Source organism: Streptomyces sp. YIM 121038 (genome assembly GCF_006088715.1).
Classification (GTDB): domain Bacteria; phylum Actinomycetota; class Actinomycetes; order Streptomycetales; family Streptomycetaceae; genus Streptomyces.
Genome location: NZ_CP030771.1, coordinates 8,688,276 through 8,706,059, shown reverse-complemented (window position 1 = coordinate 8,706,059; position 17,784 = coordinate 8,688,276). Strand labels below are relative to the sequence as shown.

General features: G+C 70.5%; 14 protein-coding genes. All 14 read right to left on the bottom strand.

The genetic code is table 11. The features are described from left to right. Position 1 precedes the first annotated feature (1 nt). Positions 2-823, bottom strand: a complete 822-nt coding sequence (locus tag C9F11_RS36335; protein WP_138963741.1) for a carbon-nitrogen hydrolase family protein — start codon at positions 821-823, stop codon at positions 2-4. Next, positions 820-1,782 (bottom strand): carbon-nitrogen hydrolase family protein, encoded by a 963-nt coding sequence (locus C9F11_RS36330; RefSeq protein WP_138963739.1) that lies wholly within the window; start codon positions 1,780-1,782, stop codon positions 820-822. The genes C9F11_RS36335 and C9F11_RS36330 overlap by 4 nt, the downstream gene beginning before the upstream one ends. A gap of 70 nt (positions 1,783-1,852) precedes the next feature. Further along, the gene (locus C9F11_RS36325; protein ID WP_249402032.1) at positions 1,853-2,974 is read right to left on the bottom strand and encodes a hypothetical protein; all 1,122 of its coding nucleotides are present in this window, start codon (positions 2,972-2,974) and stop codon (positions 1,853-1,855) included. A gap of 2 nt (positions 2,975-2,976) precedes the next feature. Beyond that, positions 2,977-6,030 (bottom strand): flavin reductase, encoded by a 3,054-nt coding sequence (locus tag C9F11_RS36320; RefSeq protein ID WP_138963735.1) that lies wholly within the window; start codon positions 6,028-6,030, stop codon positions 2,977-2,979. After that, positions 6,020-7,528: a 4-hydroxyphenylacetate 3-hydroxylase N-terminal domain-containing protein gene (locus C9F11_RS36315; RefSeq protein WP_249402031.1), complete on the bottom strand. Its 1,509-nt coding sequence runs from the start codon at positions 7,526-7,528 to the stop codon at positions 6,020-6,022. The genes C9F11_RS36320 and C9F11_RS36315 overlap by 11 nt, the downstream gene beginning before the upstream one ends. An 11-nt stretch (positions 7,529-7,539) precedes the next feature. After that, positions 7,540-9,021: a hypothetical protein gene (locus C9F11_RS36310; protein ID WP_138963733.1), complete on the bottom strand. Its 1,482-nt coding sequence runs from the start codon at positions 9,019-9,021 to the stop codon at positions 7,540-7,542. Positions 9,022-9,028: 7 nt separating this feature from the next. Next, entirely contained in the window at positions 9,029-9,277 is a 249-nt protein-coding gene (locus C9F11_RS36305; RefSeq protein WP_138963731.1) for a ferredoxin, read from the bottom strand. A 3-nt stretch (positions 9,278-9,280) separates the two neighbouring features. Further along, entirely contained in the window at positions 9,281-10,648 is a 1,368-nt protein-coding gene (locus tag C9F11_RS36300; protein WP_138963729.1) for an AMP-binding protein, read from the bottom strand. Continuing rightward, entirely contained in the window at positions 10,645-11,631 is a 987-nt protein-coding gene (locus C9F11_RS36295) for a BtrH N-terminal domain-containing protein (RefSeq protein WP_138963727.1), read from the bottom strand. The genes C9F11_RS36300 and C9F11_RS36295 overlap by 4 nt, the downstream gene beginning before the upstream one ends. Beyond that, positions 11,618-12,295, bottom strand: a complete 678-nt coding sequence (locus tag C9F11_RS36290; RefSeq protein WP_138963725.1) for a hypothetical protein — start codon at positions 12,293-12,295, stop codon at positions 11,618-11,620. The genes C9F11_RS36295 and C9F11_RS36290 overlap by 14 nt, the downstream gene beginning before the upstream one ends. Further along, positions 12,295-12,981: a class I SAM-dependent methyltransferase gene (locus C9F11_RS36285; protein ID WP_138963723.1), complete on the bottom strand. Its 687-nt coding sequence runs from the start codon at positions 12,979-12,981 to the stop codon at positions 12,295-12,297. The genes C9F11_RS36290 and C9F11_RS36285 overlap by 1 nt, the downstream gene beginning before the upstream one ends. Continuing rightward, the gene (locus C9F11_RS36280; protein WP_249402030.1) at positions 12,974-15,094 is read right to left on the bottom strand and encodes a molybdopterin-dependent oxidoreductase; all 2,121 of its coding nucleotides are present in this window, start codon (positions 15,092-15,094) and stop codon (positions 12,974-12,976) included. Before C9F11_RS36280 ends, C9F11_RS36285 begins: the two co-directional genes overlap by 8 nt. Beyond that, the gene (locus C9F11_RS36275) at positions 15,091-16,128 is read right to left on the bottom strand and encodes a BtrH N-terminal domain-containing protein (RefSeq protein WP_138963721.1); all 1,038 of its coding nucleotides are present in this window, start codon (positions 16,126-16,128) and stop codon (positions 15,091-15,093) included. Before C9F11_RS36275 ends, C9F11_RS36280 begins: the two co-directional genes overlap by 4 nt. Before the next feature lie 78 nt (positions 16,129-16,206). Continuing rightward, on the bottom strand, positions 16,207-17,538 hold the full coding sequence (locus tag C9F11_RS36270) for a TrpB-like pyridoxal phosphate-dependent enzyme (RefSeq protein ID WP_249402029.1): 1,332 nt from the start codon (positions 17,536-17,538) through the stop codon (positions 16,207-16,209). Positions 17,539-17,784: the final 246 nt, after the last annotated feature.

The window sequence follows — 17,784 nt, the reverse complement described above, 5'->3', positions numbered from 1 at the left end:
CTCAGCTCACCCGCGCCCTGCTCGGGTGCCCGGCCGCCCCGTGGCCGTCCACGAGCGCCGCGTACAGGTCGGGCCGGCGTGCCCACAGGCCGAACCACAGCGTCTGTTGGAAGCGCAGGTCGGGCTCCCTGAGGTAGCGGACGCGTTCGAGGTCCCAGGGCGCTTCGAGGACGGTCTCGTGCGTGTCCCCCTCGGCGGCGAACCCCTCGGGCATCGCCACGGCGCTGCCCCCGCCGGAGCGGTCGCTGAGGGAGCTCGCGAAGGCCACCGCGACGGTGTTGAGGGTCGCGATGCCCCAGACGGCGGCCCGCTGCGCGGCCTGCTCCCTGCCGTCGAGCGAGCCCGCCACGAGGAGCAGCTCCGCGCCGCCGAGGCACTCGATGCGCGGCGGCTCGACCAGCCAGAAGTCGGGGCCGAGCAAGACGCCGACGTGGCCGAACTCGGTCTCGACGACCGGGAAGTCGTCCCCGGTGCCCGTCGTCCCGTCGGGCAGGAGCGGCCGCTCCACCTGCGCGCGGACCGCACCGCTCGGGTCGAGCAGCCGGGTCACCTGCACCGGGTCGCCGCCGGAGCGCTCCTCGGCCCACGAGCCGGTGAGGACGTAGGTGCCGCGCCTGCGCGCCAGCCTCGTCAGGCGCTCCAGGCACCGCTCCCGCAGGTGGAGCGGCAGGACCACGGAGCCGTCGCCGCCGGCGAACACGTTCTCCGGCAGGACGACGAACTTGGCCTCGGCGCTCACCCAGCTGTCGAGGTCGTCCAGGACGACTTCGACCGTCGCCTCGGCGCTCGGACGCCGCGCGTGCTGCGCTACGAAGATGGTCACGAACCCGTCCCCTCACTCCTTGGGGTCGACCCGACCGGGCGACCTCGCTCCGCCGCGCCGCCGCTCGCCCCGGCCATGCTCGACCGCAGTTCGGCGGCGAGGTCGCGGTGCGCTCCGACGTAGCCGTTCAGGAGCGCCCCGTACGCGCCGGGCCTGCGCAGCTCCTGCCAGCGCCGGCCGTCGCCGCCCGGGGACCCGTCGCCGTCGGCCGGGGCCGGGAGGTCGACGACCAGCACCTCCGGCTCGTCGCTGCCCGCCTGGGCGACGATGCCGCCCGGCGTGGTGACCAGGCTCGTACCGGCGAAGTGGATCTCGACGAGGCGGTCCCCGCGCACGCCCCTGACGACGCCGACCGAGCTGGCGTAGACGATGGTGACGTCGTTCAGGTACGCCGCGGTGCGCAGCGCGTTCACCATCAGCGCCTGGTTCTGGCGGAGCGTCCCGCCCGGCACGAAGACGGTGCGCGCCCCGGCGAGGGCGAGCAGCCGGATGACTTCCGGGATCCAGAAGTCCGAGCACACGGCCACGCCGATCAGGCCGAACTCGGTCCGCATGACGCCGAGCGACTCGGCCTGGCGGCACACGACCATCTCGTTGCCGAACGCGTGCGCCTTGACGGCGCGGTCGGTGATGGCTCCCTGGCGGCCGATGACGAGCGAGGTGTTCCGGTACATCCCGTCCTGGAGGTCCTCCACGATCGAGCCCAGGAGGATGTTCGTGTCGACCTTGCGGGCCAGGGACTGGAAGCCGTCGACGACGGGCCCGGGGACGGGGGTGTCGGTGTGCCCCCGCAACCCGTCCTGGCCCGGCATGTACCACGGCGGGCCGAGCAGGAACTCGGGGAAGCAGACCATGTCGATGTCGCCGCCGCCGCAGACTTCCTCGATCGCCTTGTACGCGCTCTGCAGGCCTTCGTGGTGATCGTCGGCCCAGCGGGTCTGTACTACCGCTACCCTCATACGTCTCGTCTCCTCGAGATGCCACCGGTGGTTCGGCCGCGGCGAGGGCTTCGCCACGGCCGGGAGAAGGTCAGGACACGGCGGTGTTCCAGTCGTGCACGGCGACGATCCGGACGTCGGCGTCGACGTCCAGCTCCGCGCGGATCCGCTTCTCCAGTGACCGTTTCGCCTCTCCGTCGCGGACCGTCCCGCCGTCCGTGACCGCGCACGTCACGTCGAATCCGCCCTCCCGGACGGCGCAGGCGAAGTGCGGCGCCAGCTCGGCGCAGTCGAAGACGACGCGCTCCACGTCGACCGCGGAGACCGGCCCGCGGCGGGCGGCGACCGCCTCGCTCACACGGCCGAGCGGAGTCAGGACGGCGCTCCTCGCACCGCAGGCGCACGCGCGGTCCGCGGGCCCCAGTTCGACCAGCTCACCGGTCGCACGGCTCTCGCCGTCCGGCGAGCCGGTGTCCGCGGCGGCGAGCAGCAGTTCGCCGCGGGTGACGGCGCCCCGCACACGGGCCCCGTCGGGGGCGGTCCCGCCGCTCGGCACGTCCCGGACGGACGCCCGCAGCCGGTGGTCGCACACGTGCAGCGCGCCGTACGCGCACGGAACGGCCACGGTGGGCGTCGACGCGGTCCCGTAGAGCGCGCAGGCCCGCGCCCCCCACGCGGCGCCGATCCGGTCCAGGCGCTTGCGCGAGCAGGCCTCCCCGACGCAGATCACGGAGCGGACGGTCGAGTGGTCGAGCGGCTGCTCCGACGCGAGCGCGAGTCCGGCCAGTTCCGTGGCCAGGCCCGGCGAGCAGACCAGGGCCGTCACCTCGTACTCCTTGATCAGCGCGAGCAGCCGGGGCATCGGGCAGATGGTGTTGCTGGTGCCGACGGAGATCACGGACGCGCCGATCAGCTCGATGGCGCGGTCGACTCCGGCACCGGTGAAGGACAGTTCGTACGGGGCCGCCACCACGACGACGCCGTCCGCCGTCAGGAGCTGGTCGAAGGACCGGGCCAGGTCGATCTGGTCGAGGATCCACTCGTCCCGCGTGATGAGGACGGGGTGTGAGCGGCCCGTGCCGTCGATCCGCTCGCCGTAGCGCGCACGGGCCGGTGCGCGGCCCTCGCTCAGCGGGGGCGGCCCGGCGGGGCCGGGCCCCGGCGAAAGGAGCTCCAGGAAGCGCTCGTACAGCCCCGATACGGGCTCGGACATCGTCACCTCACCCCCGCCTCTTCGTCGTAGCGGCGCCATCCGTAGGCGTCCAGGGCGCTGTCGGGCGGGCCGGTGCGCAGCAGCGGCCGCCGGTCCTGCTGGGGATTCATGTCGACGCTCACGGCCTTCGCCAGGACGAATTCGTGATCGCCGAGCTGGTACGCCGACTCCAGGCTGCAGTCGATGGTCCCGAAGGCGCCGGAGAGCCGGGGGCAGCCGTTCGCCGACGGGGTCCAGGACAGGTCCTCGAAGCGGCTGTCCGGCCTGCCCTGCGAGAGCGCGGCGGCCACGTCCGTCTGCTGTTCGTCGAGGACGTTGACGCAGAGCCGGCCCTCGCCCGCGATGGCCGACCAGCTCGTGCTGCGCGACCGCACCAGGAAGCCGATCAGCGCCAGTTCCTCGGAGACGACGGTGAGGGAGCCGATCACGAGCCCGTAGGGCGTCGACCCGTTCTGTTCCGCGTGCCGCTTCGTCCCGGCGACCACCGTGATGGCCAGCGGCAGCAGCTTTGCGAGGCCCCGCAGATCGGGCGCCGCGCCCGGCCGCGCGTGTTCCACGGCCCCGGAGGCGTCGGCCGCCTGCGGCTGGTGGACCGGCGGGCCGACACCGTCCCGGAGTTCGCGCACGTACTGTCCCGTGCTGCTGTGCGGGTTGTCGGCGAGGTCCTCGGGGGTGCCGCAGTGGATGACGCGGCCGCCGTCGCCGCCCGCGCCGGGGCCGAGGTCGACCACCCAGTCCGCGATCGAGATGACCTTCGTGTGGTGCTCGATGACGATGATGGTGTTTCCCGTGGACAGCAGCCGCTCGAACAGCGTCAGGAGGTGGCGGATGTCGGCGGCGTGCAGGCCGCGCGTCGGCTCGTCGAAGATGAACAGCGTGCGGCTGCGGCGCTGGGTGAGCAGCTCGCTCGCGAGGTTGAGCCGCTGTGCCTCGCCGCCGGAGAGGGTGGTCGTCGCGCACCCCAGTTGCAGATACCCCAGGCCGAACTCGTTCAGGACGGTGAGGGCCTGGGCGACCTTCGGGTGGCTGTCCGGCTCGAACCAGCCGAGGGCGTCCTCGACGGTCATCGACAGGACGTCGTGGATGTTGCTGCCGCGCAGGCGCACGTCGAGCACGTGGTCCTGGAACTTGCGTCCCTCGCACTCCGGGCACACGATGAACTCGCTCTTGAAGAGCGTCATCTCGATCTCGGAGAGGCCGAGCCCCTTGCACGCCTCGCAGCGGCCGCCGGGCACGTTCGGACTGAACTGCGCTCGGCTCAGGCCTCGTTCGGCCGCGTCGGCACTGGCCGCGAAGGCGTCCCGGATGTGGTCGCCGATGCCGATGTAGGTGACGAGCGTGCTGCGGCTCGACCGGCCGATGGCGCGCTGCTCGACGTGGATGACCTCGTCCAGGGCGGCCGCGCCCGTGACGTCGGCGCTGTCGTCCGCCACGCCCGCCACGCGCCGGGCGATGGCCCGCGACACGGCGTCGTGGACGCCCGCCACCAGCGAGCTCTTGCCCGCCCCCGACACGCCGGAGACGCAGGTGAGCCCGCCGACCGGGAACCTCGCGGCCTCCCGTACGACGTTGTTGCGGGAGATGTCGCGCACCTCGAGCCACGCCCCGTCACTCAGGTCGGACTTGGTGCGGGACGGCGCGCGGGACAGCAGGGCGGCCGCCGTCGGCGACCGGCCGACGCGCAGGAGGTCGGCGAAGCGGCCCTCGAAGACGACCTCGCCGCCGCGCGACCCCGCGCCCGGGCCCAGCTCCACGATCCAGTCGGCGGCCCTGATGACGGTCTCGTCGTGCTCGATGACGATGACGGTGTTCCCGAGGTCCCTGAGCCGGCGCAGCGAGGTGAGGAGCCTGCCCGTGTCGCTCTCGTGGAGTCCCGCGGTGGGCTCGTCCAGGACGTACATGACGCCGGTCAGATCGCTCGCGAGGTGCTGCGCGAGGAGGAGCCGCTGGAGCTCGCCGCCGGACAGCGTCGCCACGGGTCGTTGCAGGTGCAGATGGCCCAGACCGACCTCCACGATGTTTGCACTCTGTTTGACGATGGCCGTCGCGAGCTCGCGGACCTGCGGCGGCAGACCGCCCGACGACAGGCTCTCCCGCAGCCGGGCGATCGAGTGCGACAGCTCGTCGCTCTGGAAGTCGTGGAAGGTGTGCCCGGCGACCGTCGCCTTGAGCGACTCGGGCCTGAGCCGTCCGCCCGCGCACGCGGAACACGGCTCCTTTCCCAGGTAGTTCGTGAACGCGTTGCGCCGCGACGCGGACGAGGTGTTCTTGTACGAGCGCTGGAGGAATCCCAGAATTCCTTCGAAGCGGAAGTCGTTGGTGACCTTACGGACCTTGATCGTGTACACCGTGTCCGTGCCGTGGAGCACCCGCTCACATTGTTCCGGACTCAACGATTCATAGGGGGTGTCGAGGTCCAGGCCCGTGTCCGCGGCCATCGCTTCGAAGACCTTGCGCACATTGGGAATCGCGAACGTGCCCGGATCGGCGTTGTCCCAGATTTCCCGCAGCGTCTTCGACGGGTCGGGAATGATTTTCTCCAGCGAGAAATCGACGATCTCGCCGACGCCGTCGCAGTGCAGACACTTGCCCTCCTTCCTGTTGGGACTGAAGTGCCGGGCCGTGTGCGGTTCGGCGAAACAGCCGCAGTCGTCGCAGAACAGGTCCGGCTTCGTCGGCCCCAGGCAGGCCGGGCAGACGGGCCTGGAGCCCGCCCCGAACAGCAGCCGGTAGAGCCCGTCGAGACCGGTGAGCGTGCCGACGGTCGAGCGCGGATTCGACAGGCCGCCGTCGCGCTGGCGCAGCGCCACGGGCGGCTGGGTGCCCGCGATGCGGTCGAATTGGTAGTCGCCGTCCCCCATGTCGAGGGACTTGCTCGACAGGGCACCCAGATACAGCGACTTGGAATGCTCGAACAGGGTGTCGATGACGAGGGACGACTTGCCCGAACCCGAGACCCCGACGGCGACGACCAGCTTTCCCTTGGGAAACGAGACGTCGACGGACTTCAAATTGTGGGTGGCCACTCCTTCGAGAACGATGCTGTCAGGACCCATGGCTGCCGTTCCGTCCTGCGAGCAGCTCGCGGACCTGGCTCTCGCACCGTTCCAGGTCCGGATACGTGGCGTACAGCATCGAGCGGACCCGGGCCGGGTCACCGCGGTTCCAGGACTCGTACAGCTCCTGGCGCATCCCGAAGCGGTCGACGACGAGGTCCGCGGCGAGACCGAAGATCCGGGCCTTCTCGTCCACGCCGATGTCCCGCCCGCACATATAGGTGTCCAGGACGTCGCGCAGCTCGGCCGCGCCCAGGTCGCCGTGCGTGGGCTGCATGATCAGGCCCGAGGCGCCGATCTGCCGGATGATGGCCGACGCCCGGGCCGAGAAGCCCCCGGCGACGGCGTCGAGGGCGGCCGTGGAGCCCGGGGCGAGCAGGCCGGACGCGGTCGGCACGGCCTCGGCGTCCACCGCGGCGAGCCCGAGGCGCACGATCTCCACGTACGACGTCAACTCGCCGAGCATGGCACTGACTTCGCGGAACTTGTCGACGCCGATCGACTGGGCGAGGAGCGAGGCCACACCGAGCATGGTCCGCAGCCGGTAGTAGAAGCGGAGCTGGCCGGTGTAGAGCGACCACTTGTTGAGCTCGTGGAACCCCCGGGCGGCCACGCCGGAGTCGTCGAGCAGGAACACCCGCGACATCGGCACGAACACGTCGTCGAACACGAGCATGGCGTCCTGCTCGTCGAACCGCGAGGCCAGGCCGCCGGACGCGTCGACGTACGACTTCCGGCACAGCACGCGAAGGCCCGGGGTGGCGATGGGGATGCCGAACCAGCAGACGAAGGCCGGGTCCTCGCGGAGGTAGTTCGCCGGGGAGAGGTAGATGAGCACGTCATGGGCGTAGGGGGCCAGGGTCGCGATCTGTTTGGCGCCCCGTACGACGATGCCGTCCGCGCCGCGGCGCACCACGCGCAGCCCGAGTTCGGGGCGCTCGACGGGGCTCGACGACCGGTCGATCTGGGGGTCGCCCAGGCCGTGCGTGAGCGAGAGGTCGTTCTCGCGGCAGTGGTGGTAGTAGTTCTCCGCGTTGCGGCCGAACTCCGGATCCACCTTCGCCAGCTCGAAGCGGTAGTCGTAGAGCCCGACGACGACGTTCGCCATGAAGTCGGGCACCCGGGAGAGCTGGCCGCCCGAACTCTGCGCCCAGCGGCGGGAGTTCCGCCACTTCAGGCCGAGTTCCTCCCTGCTCGACGGGGCGAGGTAGGAGCGGCTGACGAGCCTGCCCGTGGTGGGTGACCGGTAGAGCATCTCGTCCGCGCGGTCCGGTGCGTGCTGGTCGTCGTAGAGACCGGCCAGGGTGGTCAGCATCGGCTGGAACCTCGGCTCGCCGGTCACGTCGATCCGGCGCCCTTCGGACCAGACCTCCCGCTTGTCGCGGAGACTGGCCGTGTACTCCTGCCCGCGCCACGCGCCTCCGGAGGAGCCCGGCAGGATCTCGATGTCGTCGCTCGGCCCCGCGGTGTCGGAGGCCCTCGGTTCTGCTGTCGTCACCGTCAGCACTCCTAGGGGTTTCGCTCGGCCGCACCCGAGCGGAACGGCTGGTAGCTCTGCTCCTGCACCTGCGGGAAGTACTCGCGCGTCGCCTCGCCGACCACGCGCATCAGCTCGGAGTCCACCGACGCCGGGTCCGCGATGAGCTTGGCGAGCGGTGAGTCCGGCGCGGAGTTCGCGAGGCTCACGCGCCGGGCCCGGTGCACCGCGGCGAGCGCGCTCTGGCAGTTCGCCGCCTCACGCATCTTGTAGACCGCCTGGGGCCCGTCGGGGATGCCGATCATCGACTTCGTCCCGCCGCTGCCCAGGCAGTTGCGCGGCATGTGCAGATGCTCGTGCCGCCACTCCTGGTGGGCGAAGTGCAGCTGGAAGGCCTGGTCGACCACGCTGTGCCGCAGCCATGCCGCCGGGTCCTGGTGGCGGCGCTCGTCGATGTGCCGCACGGCTTCGTCGAGGGACGGCTCCCCCAGCGAGCCCAGCCACGCCTCCATGTCGTTCCACAGGTGCTTGAACAGGTCCTTGAACATGTGCTGTTTGATCGCCAGCGAGTGCGTACCGCTCGCCGGGCCGAGATTCGTACGGAAGGCGTGGTACTCACCGGTCGCCAGGTGCTCGGCCATGACGCGCTGCGCCTCGACGATCGGCTCCAGCATCGTGCGGCAGGCCGCGAGGTGCTGCGACGCCTCGCTCAGGGACGACGAGCGGAGGTGCCGGATGGCGACTTCGAGGTGGTCGTTGGCCTCGGCGCACAGGATCTCCGGGATCTGGTGCAGGGCGACGAACTCGCCGTGCAGCGTCGTCGCGTTGAGCTCGGTGGCGGCGACCGCCCGCGCGAGGATCTCGGTGGAGAGGAGTTCGTCCACACCGCTGTGGGTCTCCACGGGGACCCCGGTGAGGTCGCCCTCCCACTTCGTCGCGTCGTGACAGCCGATCCTGATGCCGTGCAGCACGCGGTACAGGGAGTCGTCGATGCTCTTCGACGCGATCGTCGCGCGGGCCACGTCCGGCGCGCCGAGCAGCAGCGACTCCTTCACGGTCCCTTCGAGGCCGCGCAGTGCGTCGGCGTACGCCGCGTACCCCGCGGAGTCGGCGATGCTGATGCTCGTGGATCCGGCGGTGCTGCTGGCCCCGAAGAGGCTGCGGAAGTCGAACATCACCGAGCCGAGCCTGCGCAGCAGCCGATGGAATCCGTTGCTCCACTGGATGGAGCGGGACGCGCCCGCGATGTCCTCCGCCTCGACGCACGCCTGCGTCCGGGCCGCCATCCGCACCAGGTTGAGCAGGCACACTTCCGCGGCCTGGAAGACGGCGCACACCAGCGAGTCGTAGGACGCCGGGGGCACTCCCCGCGACTCCCGCGCCAGGGCGAGGAGGTCGATGCGGTGCAGTTGGTCGTAGCTCTCGGCCACCGGTCCGAGGCCGGTCGTCCGCCGCCCGTCGGCGGCGCGTTCAGCACCCGCTTCGGCTCGCCCCGGGTGTTCCAGGCTTGACATTCCGCCATCACTCCTCCGTGGACGCGGCCAGATACCGGATCGATTCGGTCGGGCAGGATTCCAGCGCGTCGATGACACATTCGAGCTCATCCATCGTTGCGGGCTGTTTGCAGACGTAGTGCACGTCGTTGTCGACGTCGCACTCGAAGTTCTGTGGTGCGAGGTCCTGGCAGAGGCGGCAGTCGATGCAGGTCTGATCGATCGCGAACCGCCCCGCGAGCGGGAGGCGGGTGGGAAGCGGCAGTTCGGTCGGCACGCCTCAGCCCCCTTCCTGGTGCGCGCTGAAGGTGCGCATGGTCGGCTTGGCCGAGGTGCGCAGCGCGGTTTCGAACCGGGCGACGTCGAGTCGGCGCAGCCGGGCCGGCGCACCGAGGCGGTCGCGGACGCCGTCGGCGACCGCCGTCCTGGTCGCGTCGTCGTCGGCGCTCTGTGGCGGCAGGGCGATCTCCAGCACGCCGCCGTCGACGTGGAAGGCGAAGTAGTACGGCGGCCGGGTCATGGCCCCCAGGACGATGTCCTCGATCTCCAGCTGCGACGTCCCCCGCTCGCCGATCCGGATCCGGTCGCCGATGCGGCCGCGGTGGCGCAGCCTGCGCAGCGGCGAGCCGCACGCGCAGGGCGCGGCCTCGATCTGGCAGACGTCCCCGGTCCGGTAGCGCAGCAGGGGCATCGCCCGGCTCGCGAGCGTCGTCAGGGCGAGCTCGCCGACGCTGCCGTCGGGCAGGGGCTCGCCCGACGCCGGGTCCACGATCTCGAAGTACGTGCGCGTCTCCACGAGGTGCAGTTCCCGGTGCGCGCAGAACATGGCGAGCGTGTTGGTCTCGGTCATCCCGAACATCGAGTACGCGGTGGCGCCCCACTGGTCGGCGAGGCGCCGCTTCTTGGCCGGTGACGCTCCTTCACCGGCCATGAGGATCTTGGAGACCGTGAGGTCGGTGCGCGGGTCGAGGCCGCGGCGCCGGGCGATCTCGCCGAGGTACAGCGCGCGCGTCCCCGAGCACACGAGCGTGGTGGCGCCCGAGCGGTGCAGGGCGTCGACCATGCGCTCGGGCGTGCAGGAGGGCGAGGCGGCGCCCAGCGGGACGACGGTGCACCCCAGGACCTCGATGGCGCGGTCGAGGTCCTGCCCCACACCGGCGAGTTCGTAGGGGACGGCGATGGCCGCGACGTCCCGCTCGTCCAGCACGCGGGAGAGCAGGGTGGCGACCGTCAGGTTGTTCTCCAGCCAGTCCCTCCGCGTGAAGAACGCCGCGACGGGCCGTCCGTTGCCCGTGCCCGAGCTCTCGTCGAACCGGATGACGTCCCTGCGCGGGACGGCCAGCATGCCGAGGGGGTAGGCGGCGGAGAGGTGCTCGCGCGTCGTGAAGGGCAGCGCGCCGAACGCCCCGGGGCCGCCGTCCGCGACGGCCCGCACCAGGTGGGCCGGGACGAAGCCGGCGTAGAACGGGGAGTTGTCGCAGGCGTGTGCCACCGTCGCCGCGAGCGCCCGGCGCACCCAGGAGTCGAGGGCCCGCCGGTCGAAGGAGGTCACCTCCGCCACGTGGCGGGCGACGTCGACGCGGGCGAGCAGCACGTCGCGGAGCCGGTCGCGCGCGTCGTGCCCCGCGGCCCTGGCCGGCGTGGTCATCGGGATGCCTCCTCCAGCTCGGCCATCGCCTTCTGCTCCTCGGTCGCGAGCTCGCCGACGATCGCCGCGGCCTCGTCGAGGGCCGCGTGCGCGGTGGAGTCGTCGGCTTCGCGCAGGAGGTTCGCCACCGCCGTCCACCGCTCGGATACGCGGTGGTACTCGGTCGCGCCGCGCTCGTACGCCGCGATGCCGGTGAGGCCGTGGGCCTCTTCGAGGAAGCGGGCCCACAGCGTCCGGAAGAGCCCGCCGCCGGTGCCGCCCTCCTCCATGCTGGTGCCGACGAGCCCGAGGACGCGGCCGGGGTCCTCCAGGCGGCCCCAGCCCTTGCGCATCACCGCGCTGGTCTTCGCGATGCCCTTGAAGCCGAGGTTCGCGATGGGCGGGCGCAGGAACTCCCGGGCGGTGGCCCGGATCGAGGCCCGGCAGGCCTCGGCCAGCGTCGTCGGGTCGTATCCGCCGGACCTGATCACGAAGGAGAGGTTGCGCGAGCTCATGGGTCCCTTGGCGGCGCGGGCCTCGGCCATGCTCTGCCGGGACGTCGACTGGATGCCCAGCGAGGAGGTCTCCACGACGACGAACCGGTCGTCCTCGTAGCCGACGCAGGCGACGTAGTGCGCGGCGAAGTGGTGGTCCTCCTGGGCGTAGTCGAGGTGGTAGCGGTCCAGTTTCAGGCCCACCACGTCGCCGTCGTCGAGGGCCTCGACGAGGCTCGACTCGGCCTTCGTCCGGGACGTGGTCCGCTGCTCCCGCAGGTCGAGGCCGAGGGCCCGGGCCGCGTTGCGCATGAGCTGGTCCGGCTTGACGCGCCCGGCGAGGAACGGGGCGGGCATCTGCTTCGCGTGCCAGTAGAGGAAGGACAGGCCCTGTCCCAGGCCGAAGACCATGGGCTCGCCGAGGTCGATGCCGCGGTTGCGCAGCATGTTCACCAGAGCGGTGGATTCGCAGTGGTCGCCGGAGAACGGCGTGAGGTCAATGACTCCCATGGGGCTGTTCACTCTCGTCCCGCGGTGCCTGGTACACGATTTCGAGCACGGACATGTCGGCGTTGTTCCGCACGTGGCCGTAGGTGTGGCCGAGTTCGTCCGCTTCGGTGAACGCGATGACTTCGAGGCTGTCGACGTCCCGTTCGAGGGCGTCCAGGACGAAGCGGACGCCGTCCTCGGTCCGGGTGTCGACGGCGACGTGGGACATGAGGCGGCGGCGCTCGTCCGCGGCGCGGTCCGCCCACGGGCCGAATTCCATGCAGGCGAACGTTTCGATGGCCCGGCCGTCCGGGAGGACGAGCGCGTTCCACCAGCCCGGAGTGCCGTACTGCCGGGGCGAGATGTACGAAGGTCCTATCTCGACGGTCGCGATGTGCGCGGACCTCTGCAGGTCCCGCAGATAGGCGTGCCAGGAGAGGACTTCCTCGTCGCGTTCGTAGTCGCCCATGTAGATGCCGACGTGGTTGACGCCCGCGACGTGGTCGACGATGTGGTCAGGGGCGTGCCCGCACCAGCCGCGGATGTATTCCGCGCAGTCCGCGTTCCGCCAGGTGTCGGAGGTTTCGAGGATCTGTTCCCAGGCCGTGTCGAAGCTCGGGCGCTTGGGGAAGCGTCCGTCGCGGCTGGCGGAGATGGTCGGCCAGCCCTCCGTGATCGAGCCCATCACGCTTCCTTCCTTCCGGCGATGACGATGCCCATCTGGACTTCCGTCACGGCGGCCGTCGTGAGCGCCGCGTCGCGCAGTACCGCTTCGACCTCGCTCCTGATGTAGGAGGAGCGGATCGAGGAGCGAAAACCCGGCCGCATATCGGCCGCGATGTTCGCCTTCATGAATTGAAAGGTCGTCCGGTCGATGTCTCTGCGCAGATCCATGACGCAGTACCGGCCCCCGGGCCGCAGGACGCGGTGGATCTCGGAGAGGGCCCGCACCGGGTCGGCCCATTCGTGCAGGGAACTGGCGCTGAACGCGTGCGCGAACCTGCCGTCCTCGTACGGCAGCGCCAGGACGTCACCGCACTCGTAGGTGCACTGCCCGGCCACGCCGTACGCGTCCGCGTTTCCGCGCGCGCGGCGGACCATGGCCTCGGAGATGTCGACGCCGGTGAGGCCGACGGCCCCGGTGACCTGCTTGATCCACTCCAGGCCGAGGTAGCCCGGCCCGCAGCCCACCTCCAGGACGCTCCCGGAGGTGATGTCCGCCGCCAGGATGTCGTCGACCTTCTCCTGCAGCCAGCCCTGGTCGCGGATGTGGCGCTGCATCTCGTCGTACTTGAGCGCCAGTTCGTCGCCTTGCAGGCCTTCGTCGGTCTCCGGTATCCGGCCGGCGACACCGCCGCGCGCGCTATTCATGGTCGGCTCGTGTCGCCCGGCCGGACGGTGCGCCGACTCGCCGAATTCCTACGGGTACGCCTCTCATCGTCGCGCTCCCCATGTGCTCATCGGTCCGATCGTTGTTTGTCACCAGATTCACGGAGGACGTCAGGGCGGCGGTGACCGAGGATTCTTCGGGATACCACCAGCAGGCGTCCGCCACTACGACGTGCGGTTCGACGTCCTCGGAGACCTTGACCGCCATGCGCACCCCGCGTCCTCCGGGCCGGGCGAACAGTTCGGCCTCGTCGCCGTCCTTGAGGCCTTCTCGCTCCGCCGCCCGCGGGTGCACGGTCAGCCGCGGCGCGGCCCGGCCGCGGGCCGTGGTCGGCAGCTGGTGGTACTCGCTGTTGTAGAACTGGCGCGCGTGGGCGCTCGTCATGAGGTACGGGAGTTCGGGGCTCGGGGCCGGTGGAGTCCTGAATACCGGCAGTTCCCGGTAACCCATGCCGCGCAACGCGTTGTTGACGAGGTCGACCCGCTTCGACCTGGTACGGAAACCGTCGGCCCGGTATTTGAAGTAGCGCTTTTCGTTCCGGATGTAGCCGACGTCCTTGAACTGCTCCCAGGTGAGTCCGATACCGGCCAGCTTGGCGTCGAGCGCCGCTTCCACGGAGGGGAAGAAGTGCCGGCCGAGGCCGAGCCGGGCGGCGAGTTCCAGGATGATGTCCTCGTCCGACCGGCAGCCGTCGACGTGCGTCACCTTCCTCCTGGCCGCGAGGTAGGAGTTGAACTCGACGATCTGGTCCCGCTCCAGCCAGCTCGACGCGGGCAGGACGACGTCGGCGTACCTGGCCGTCGGCGTCATGAACAGGTCGCAGACGACGATCAGATCGAGCTTCGCCAGGGCCTTGAGGACCGCCTCGGTGTTCTCGTACGAGGCCAGGACGTTGCTGCCGAAGAGCACCAGCGAGCTGATGCGGTACGGGGACCCGCTGAGGACGGCCTCGTGCAGGTCTCCGGGGGCGACCCAGCCGGACATCGACAGGACCTTGTGCTTGTCCCCGCCGATGCGCTTCCTCGCCTGGTCGTCGCCGAGGAGGTCGGTGCGCGGGAAGGCGCGGCGGCCCTCGATCGGCATCGGGTCCCAGATGAGGTCGCCGCCGGGGGCGTCGAGGTTTCCGCAGAGCGCGGAGAGGATGGCGATGGACCGGTAGGTGTCGAAGCAGTTCTCGTTCTGCGAGACGCCGGTTCCCGCTTCGACGCACGCCCGTGGCGCGCGGGCGTAGGCGCGCGTCGCCTCCAGGATCAGTTCCGGGGCGAGGCCGGTGACGCGGGCCACCGTGTCGAGGTCGTAGGCGCGGACGTGGTCGGCGAGTTCGTCGAAGCCCGTGGTGTGCGCGGCCACGAAGTCGTGGTCGTACCAGCCCTCGTCGATGACGATTTTGATCATGCCGAGCGCGAGGGCGCCGTCGGTGCCGGGACGGACGGCGAGGTGGAGGCTCGACCGGGCCGCCGTCTGCGTCCGTCGCGGGTCGATGGTGATGACGCGGCTGCCGCGCTCGACGGCGCGCAGGAGTTTGATGCCGATGACGCCGTCGGAGTGGGTGTTCGGCTTGTTGCTCCCCCAGAGCAGGATGACGTGGGGGTCGCCGTCGTAGTCGCAGAAGGTGAACCCGCCGTACGTCAGCACGGAGGCCATGACGCGGGGGTAGAAGCACACGTGGGCCGGGCCGACCACGTTGGGTGTGCCGATCGCGTTCGCGAGCCGGAACACCCACTCCTGGTAGTTGCGGTCGGTTCCCTGGCCCAGGACGATCGATTCGGGTCCGTACCGTGCGGTGTTGGCGGTGAGTTCGCCGGCGATGCGCTCCAGGGCGGCCTCCCAGCTGACCTGGTGGAACGTCCCGGAGCCACGCGGTCCTGTGCGCATCAGCGGGGTGGTGAGGCGGTCGGGGCTGTGCACGAGGTCGAGTGCCGCCTTGCCCTTGACGCAGAAGTACCCCTCGCTCGTGGGGTTGTCGGGGTCACCGTGGATGGCGGTCGGAACGCCTTCCACCAGATCGACGATCGCGCCGCAGCCGCCGTGGCACATGCGGCAGATGGTCCTCACCCGGGTCGTGCGGGGCCGGTCGGTGTCAGGTGTGGTCACGGCGACTCACCCGTGCGTTCCCCGGCGAGGCGGTGCAGGTGCTCGAAGGCCGACTGTTCGGCGTCCGCTGTCGCGTGCAGGAGGGCTTCGACGGCTTTGAGCCGCCCGCCGGGGTCGGCCGCTTCGCCGTAGCCGAGCAGGAGGTCGATCGCCTCGTCCCACTGCTGCCGCACGCCCTCGAAGGCGTCGGCCGCGCGGTCCAGAGCGGCCTCGCCGGTCCGGTGGCGCGCTTCGCGGAGGAAGTCGCGGTACAGCGCGCGGAAGTTCGCTCCGCCGGTGCCCGCGTACCGCCAGAAGCGCCCTGTGGCGGGCACCAGCTCCTCGCTGGGCGTCAGGGTGTCGTGCCACCCGGAGACCTCCGCCGCGGCCCTCCGCAGCCCGCTGGGGCCGCGCCGGGGGCCGCGGTCGGTGAGCATCCGCTCCGCGGTGGCGCGGACGGCGTGCCAGATCTGCTCGCGCGGTACGGCCGCGCTGTCGGTGGTGAGTCGTTTCGGCAGGCCGCCGATGTGCATCTGGAGGTTCGGCGACGGCAGGAAGCCCTCGCGGGAGTCCCGCGCCCTGCGCAGCGACTCGCCCGGGAGCGTCTGCGCCCCGCCTTGCTGTGCGGTGTCGACGACGTGCGCGAGGTCGTCGTCGAGTCCGTACAGCGCGATGCAGTGCGCGGCGAAGTGGCTCCGCGACGAGAAGTAGTCGAGGTGGTAGATGTCGACGGTCACGCCCACCACGTGGCCCGCGGCGAGCAGTTCGGCGGTTCGCGTGCGCGCGGCATCGGGGTCGGGCGGCCGCTCTCGGCACAGTTCCGCGCCGAGTGCCGCGCAGGCCCGCCGCGCTATCTCGCCGGGGCCGACGCGGCCGGTGAGCATCGGCGCGCCGCGCCCGGGAACCGGCGCGTCCCAGTACTGGAAGTCGATTCCCTGGCCGAGTCCGAAGAGAAGGGGTTCCGAAAGGCGCGCACCGGCGTGGTGGAGCATGTTGCGCAGCGTCGTGGTTTCACAGTGCACGCCGACCTGCGGCTGAAAGGCCTCCAAGCGCATGGAACCTCCTGGGCGCGAGGTGTCAGGGTGCGGTAGGGGGTGGTCGGTTCACGCGTCGTGCGGTGGTCGGTGGTCGGTTCACGCGTCGCGCAGGACTTCGTGATAGCCCTGCAGATCGAGGTGCCCGGAGCCGCTGGCGAGCACCACGACGACCGGTTCCAGGTTCTGCGCGTCGGCCTTGGCGACGACTTCGAGGGCGGCGGCGACCGCGTGGCTCGCCTCGGGGGCGAGCAGCAGGCCCTCGGTCTCCAGGAGCAGCCTGCCCGCTTCGAGCGCTGTTCTCTGCTCGAACGCGACGGCGTCCAGGACGCCTTCGCGGCGCAGCAGGCTGACGATGGCGGAGCTGTGGTGGTTGCGCAGGCCGCCGACGTGGACGGGGGGCGGGACGAAGTCCTCCCCCATCGAGTAGCCGAGGACTTCCGGTGTGAAGCCGCCGAGGTCGGCGCGGCCGTAGGTGTAGGTGCCCGCGGTGAGACGGGGAGCGGCGGTGGATTCCGCGGCGAGGAGACGGAGGTCGGCGCCGTCGGCGCGGGCGCGCAGATGGGGGCCGATCAGACCGCAGAGATTGCTGCCGCCGCCGGAGCACGCGATGAGGTGGTCACCGCGTCCGGCGACTCCGAGAGCCTCTCCGTGTATTTCTCCGAGTTGCGCCTCGACTTCGAGTCCGAGGAGCGTTTGATGGAGATAGACGTGCGTCATTCCGCTTCCGGAGAGATAGGCTGCGGAAGGCTTGTCGAGTGCGTGTTGAATCGCGTCGCTGATCGCGGTTCCGAGGCTCCCCGGGTGATCCGGGAAGCGTTCCAGGATCCGGCGGCCCATCTCGGTGCGAGGAGATGGGGATGGGCGCACTCGGGCCCCGAGAAGCTCCATGTAGTGGCGCCGGTAGGGCTTTTGCTCCAGTGAGCACCTGACCATGTAGATCTCGGCTTCGAGGCCGAACATCTTTGCCGCGAGGGCGACGCTCATGCCCCATTGTCCGGCGCCCGTCTCGGTAACGAGAGTGGTGCGCCCCTCCTGTGCCGCATAGAACGCCTGCGCTATCGCGGTGTTCAGCTTGAAGCTGCCCGTGGGCAGTACGTCCTCACGCTTCAGATAGATGCGCGCGGCCGTGCCGAGGTGCTTCTCCAGCTGGTGGGCGCGGTGCAGTGGGGTCGGGCGCCCGCACTGCCGGAGCCGCTCGCCGACCTGCTCGGGTACGGGCACCCAGCGGTCGGACGGATTGTTCTGTGCCACGAGTGCTCGCGGTCGGACCTGTGCGGCCACTTCTGCCGCCGAGGGGCTACCGGAGTCCCGTATTCGAGGTAAAGGGGCAGGTAAGTCACCCAAGAAGTTGTACCAGTACTCGGGTACGAATGACCCTGACCGATCACTTGGGGTCGGGGCCTCGTGCAATACCGATGGGATGCGCACAGCATCATGTGCAGGATGAGATGTCAATTCATTCCCCCGCCTGAATCTCATTGCACGCGATCTTCTGACCACGCCAGTCGATCATTCAGACGATCTTGAATCGGCTGGCGATTGCTGGGGCGTCGCGTCCAAGAGCCGTTCAAATCCCGCGATGGTGCGTCAGCCTACTCGGACGTTCGACGGTGGCGCAACAGTAAATACCGTCCGGGCGCAATTTGCTATTGATCTCAGATGCGACGGATAGCG

Coding starts and splice junctions, on each gene's coding strand:
- C9F11_RS36330 (WP_138963739.1), bottom strand. CDS start 1,782: ATGAGGGTAGCGGTAGTACAGACCCGCTGGGCCGACGATCACCACGAA.
- C9F11_RS36285 (WP_138963723.1), bottom strand. CDS start 12,981: ATGAATAGCGCGCGCGGCGGTGTCGCCGGCCGGATACCGGAGACCGAC.
- C9F11_RS36290 (WP_138963725.1), bottom strand. CDS start 12,295: ATGGGCTCGATCACGGAGGGCTGGCCGACCATCTCCGCCAGCCGCGAC.
- C9F11_RS36275 (WP_138963721.1), bottom strand. CDS start 16,128: ATGCGCTTGGAGGCCTTTCAGCCGCAGGTCGGCGTGCACTGTGAAACC.
- C9F11_RS36310 (WP_138963733.1), bottom strand. CDS start 9,021: ATGTCAAGCCTGGAACACCCGGGGCGAGCCGAAGCGGGTGCTGAACGC.
- C9F11_RS36320 (WP_138963735.1), bottom strand. CDS start 6,030: ATGGGTCCTGACAGCATCGTTCTCGAAGGAGTGGCCACCCACAATTTG.
- C9F11_RS36325 (WP_249402032.1), bottom strand. CDS start 2,974: ATGTCCGAGCCCGTATCGGGGCTGTACGAGCGCTTCCTGGAGCTCCTT.
- C9F11_RS36295 (WP_138963727.1), bottom strand. CDS start 11,631: ATGGGAGTCATTGACCTCACGCCGTTCTCCGGCGACCACTGCGAATCC.
- C9F11_RS36300 (WP_138963729.1), bottom strand. CDS start 10,648: ATGACCACGCCGGCCAGGGCCGCGGGGCACGACGCGCGCGACCGGCTC.